Consider the following 4,322-nt stretch of genomic DNA (forward strand, 5'->3'; position numbering starts at 1 on the left):
CGCAGCGCCTAGGCTGATGGCATGAGCCGTCCGCGCCGCCCCGACCCGTCGCCGCTCGCGACCAACGATGTGCACATCGCTATCGCCGGGACGCTCGCGTGGGCCGTCGCGCTGATCGTCATGCTGGTCGTCGGGCTGCCGGCGGACGACCGCTGGTGGCTGTGGGTGTGCGCGGTCGGCATCTGCGTCGGCCTGTTCGCGATCTGGTACGTCCCGCGCCTGCACGCCTCACGGACGCGCCTGGCCGCCGAGCGCGCGGCCCGGCGCGGCCCGCACGGCCCCGGCCCGCTCGACGGTGACCCCACGTCCCGCCAGAGCACGGGAGACCCCACGTCCCGCTAGCGGCCGGCCGGGGTCACTCCAGGTCGGCTTCGGCCAGCAGCGCCGGGGTGTCGTCGGGCGCGCGGAGCACGGCCTCGGCGAGGTGCCGGTCGGGCCAGGCGCCGACCGTCCAGGCCAGGGCCCGCGCCAGCCCGGACGGGCCCGCCGCGTGGATCCCGCCGCTCCCGTCGTCGCCGGCCCACCACGGCACCTCCACACCGTCCACGACCAGCCGGTCGTGCGCGAGGTAGGTGTCCGGGGCGTCCGGCAGGACGGCCCGGACCACGGCCGGAACCGCCGTCGGCGTGCCCGGCCCGGCCGGCTCGCCGGTGACCTCCTCGCTCGCGCGCGGCAGGTCGAGCAGCTCGGCGAGCGCCTCCGCGCTCCCCGCCGCGGCGATCACCAGCGGCTGGCCGGTCAGCAGCGGCAGCAGGTCGGGACGGTCCAGAACGAGCGCGTCGGCGGCGTCCACGACCTCGACCCGGCCGTCCACGATGGCCCGGACGGCCTCGGGAGGCTCGACGTCCCGCCCGGCCGCGGCGAGGGCCGTCCACAGGACGCCGAGGTGCTCGCGGGAGACCTCGCGGCCGGGATCGGCCATCCGATCGAGCAGTTCGGCCGCGCCGCCCGGCTCGCCCAGCAGGTCGTCCAGGGTCGTGCGGACGCCCAGCGCCAGCAGGAAGCCCTCGTCCAGCCCGGCCGGGGCCTCGTCGTACAGGCCGCGCAGCAGGTCCGAGCCGTCCGGCATGCGGAACCGGCCGGGCAGCCGGCCGTCCAGCACCGGATGGCTCCGCAGCCACCAGGCCGTGTAGGACGGCGCGGTCATCCGGCGGCCGTCGGCCAGGCCGACCAGGGCGGGCTCGACGACGGCGGCGCGCAGCGGCGGACGGGCCAGCAGCTCCAGCGCGGCCGGCCAGTCGTGCACGAGCTCCAGGTCGCGGACGGCGGCGAACTCGGGCACCAGGGGCGGCAGCTCCTGGTCGCCGGTGCGGCGCAGGACCTCCTCGGCCCAGAGCTCCTCGCCGTCCAGGTGCAGGGTGTCGGCGGCGTCGGCCAGGCCGACCACGTTCACGTCTTCGGCGCGGACGGTCGCCGGGCCGTCCAGCACGCCGGCGGCGGCGAGCGTCTCGGCGCCGAACCGCTCGACCAGGTCGGCCGCGACGGTCGCGAACGGCGCGTCGTCGGCCATGATCGCGTGCAGCGGGCTGTCCGGGAGCAGCAGCTCACCGGCCGCGTAGAGGTCGCCGTCCGCGCCGGGCAGGGCCAGGTCCTCCAGCCACGGCTCGTCGCCCGGGTCGAGCCGCGACTCCCGGACCAGCGTCAGGACGGCGTCGGCGAGCGCGTCCGGATCGTCCGCGTCGAAGGACTCCTCGACCGCCGCCCGGACCGCCGGGTCGGCGAGCACCTGCCGCGGCCCGGCCTCGATCGCGCCGAGCCTGCTCAGCACCGGATGGACGGCCTCGGGGTGAATGATCCGCAGGCCGAGGGGCTCCAGCGCGGCGGTGTCCACGCTCGTGACCAGCGCGCCGCGCGGGCCGCGCGCGAGCCGTCCGTCCGCGAGCGGCACCGGCAGCGCGCCCAGGCCGTCGGTGGACGCCCCCGACAGCGCCTCGTACAGCGACCTCCACCAGCCCGGCGGACGTTCGAGGGAGACCAGCGCGTCGACCACGTCGGCGAGCTCCATGCGCCGGACGCCGAGCGCGTCGAGCGCGGGGCTCCGCACCGGCCAGCCCGGCGGCAGCAGGCCGGGCATGACGTCCGCCATGAGGTCCAGGAACGGCGGCGGCGCGTCCACCGCGACCGCGTCCCGGCCGCGCATCGGGCCGGGCAGAAGCGGGGTTTCGGGCAGGCGGGCCAGGATCGCGCGGCGCAGTCTGGCGTCCAGTTCCCCGGCGCCGACCGGCCCCGGGACGAGCCCGAGCACGCCGGGCCCCGCCGGAAGACCGCGCAGCAGTTCGACATAGGCGTCGGCGGCGCGCTCGACCAGGAAGTCGGTCAGCGGGCCGGGCGCGACGTGCCGCCGGTCCGGAGCGAGCGGGAAGGACGCGATCAGCAGCGCGGGAAGGTCGATCCGCTCGTCCGAGGGCGTCGGCGCGTGCAGCACGGCCGGAGCCCCGGCCTGCTCCGCCGACAAGACGCCCCCGGCTCCGAAACCGCCTCCACCGAAGCCGCCGCCGGAAGCTCCGGCCTCGCCGCCGGACGGCTCCGCGGGCAGCGCCCAGCGGACCTGCCAGCCGCCCCGCAGGCGCTCCTCGGTCGGCCGGTCGGCCAGCAAGGCGGCCGGGATCTCGCCGTGCGCCTCGACCGTGCGCCACTCGCCGAGCCGGACCTCCCGGACGTCCCCGTCCACGTCGATCTCGACGGATTCGAGCGCGGGCAGGGCGAGGAGCAGGGCCGGCCCGACCTCGCCGAGCTGCGCCCGGACGCGTTCGACCGCCGTCCCGTCACGCAGCGGCAGCCGGACGGACGTCGCGAAGCCGTCCGGGACGCCGCCTCCGGCCTCGGCGAACGGCAGCCGCAGCAGCGGCAGGTGCCCGGACCGGGCGGCCAGGTCCGAGGCGAGTTCCGGCACGTCCTCGACCAGCGCCCGGGCCCGCTCCAGCGACCACGAGACTCCGCCCGAAGCGGACATGATGGATGGCTCGTCGCTGACCGAAACCACGGCGGCGAACCCGACGCCGAACCTCCCGACCGATCCGGACTCGTCCCGCTTCGCGGAGGCGCGCAGCGTGGACAGCGCCTCCACGCCCTCGGCGGACAGCGGCGCGCCCGTGTTCGCCGCCGTCAGCACGTCACCGCGCAGCGTGAGCCGCAGTCGGCCGGGGACGCCCGCCCGCAGCGCGGCGTCGGCCGCGTTCTGCGCCAGCTCCACCACGACGCGGTCGCGGTAGCCGCCGAGGGCGAAGTCCTCTTCGGTGTTGGCGTCGGCACGGAAACGCGCCGGGGACTCGGCCCAAGCCCTCAGGACACGCGCGCGCAGCGCGTCCGTGCCGAACGGATCCTCCACAGCCGCGTCAGCCGTCGCCGGCCTCCGCCGACCCGTCCGCATCGGCCTTGCTCTTGGCGCTTCCGCTCGCCTTGCCCTTCGCCGCGCCGCTCTTGGCCGCACCGCCCTTGGCGGTGCTCCGCTTGGCGGGGGCCCGCTTGCCGGCGGCGGCCTTCCGGCCCGACCCGGCCTTGCCCTTGGCGGCCTTGGCGTCCTCGGCCCCGGTGTCGGAAGCCCCGGTGTCGGCGGTCTCTTCGGTGCTCTCGACCGCGACCGGCGCGGTGTCGCCGTCCTCCGGCTCGCCCGCCTGCTCAGGCTCGTCCGCCTGAGCGGGGGAGGTGGAGACGACCTCGAAGTCGAGCTCGTCCAGGACCGGCGGGCCGTGCTCGGACGCCGCCGGGAGGTTCACCGCCTCGGAGTGCGCGCCGCAGCCGTGGTCGGCCGAGACCACCCGGCCGTCGTCGGGGGCGTACTCGTTCGCGCAGACCCCGAACATCTGCCGCAGCCCGCCGCCGAGCGGAACGTAGAAACCGCAGGTGGCGCACTGCGCGGGCGCGGACGCGGCGATCGGGGCGCGCGGCCCGGCGACGCCGTCGTACCAGCGCTCGGCGGCCTCGTCGCGCCCCTCCACCGACAGCACGCGCGTACGGCCGAGCCCCAGCTCCCACTGGACCTGCCGCTCGGCCTCGTCGTCGGTGGCGGTGTAGCCGGGCGCGAGGCGCGGGTCGTCGGGCGCGGTCGGCATCAGGTCGCCGGGACCGAGGTCGCCCGGACGCAGCCGCTCCAGCCACGGCACCCAGGCTGGGGCGAGCAGCGCGTCGTCCCCGGGCAGCAGCACGCACTCGTCCACCGTCACGTTCTTCGCGCGGGACGCGCGGACGACCGTGACCGCCCAGCGCCAGCCCCGGTAGCCGGGGTCGAGGCAGGCGAAGTAGTGGGTCACGAGACGGTCGCCCTCGGGGCGCAAACCCAGGTGGTCGCCGACCCGGCCGGGGGCGGCGGTCTCCTCGGCGGC

At 77.3% G+C, this 4,322-nt stretch carries 3 protein-coding genes; 1 reads left to right on the top strand and 2 read right to left on the bottom strand.

Annotated features, from left to right (window positions below):
* Window positions 1-21: 21 nt before the first annotated feature.
* On the top strand, window positions 22-342 hold the full coding sequence (locus AB0J52_RS29630) for a DUF2530 domain-containing protein (RefSeq protein WP_500185862.1): 321 nt from the start codon (window positions 22-24) through the stop codon (window positions 340-342).
* Between the two features lie 13 nt (window positions 343-355).
* On the opposite strand, the gene AB0J52_RS29635 is transcribed toward AB0J52_RS29630, so the two are convergent.
* Both AB0J52_RS29635 and AB0J52_RS29640 read right to left on the bottom strand, forming a co-directional pair.
* The gene (locus tag AB0J52_RS29635; protein ID WP_500185864.1) at window positions 356-3,328 is read right to left on the bottom strand and encodes a sacsin N-terminal ATP-binding-like domain-containing protein; all 2,973 of its coding nucleotides are present in this window, start codon (window positions 3,326-3,328) and stop codon (window positions 356-358) included.
* Between the two features lie 7 nt (window positions 3,329-3,335).
* On the bottom strand, window positions 3,336-4,322 hold a 987-nt coding region (locus tag AB0J52_RS29640), incomplete at its 5' end, for a DUF3027 domain-containing protein (protein ID WP_500185867.1).

Origin of the sequence: Spirillospora sp. NPDC049652, assembly GCF_040675125.1 — a bacterium.
Taxonomy (GTDB): domain Bacteria; phylum Actinomycetota; class Actinomycetes; order Streptosporangiales; family Streptosporangiaceae; genus Spirillospora.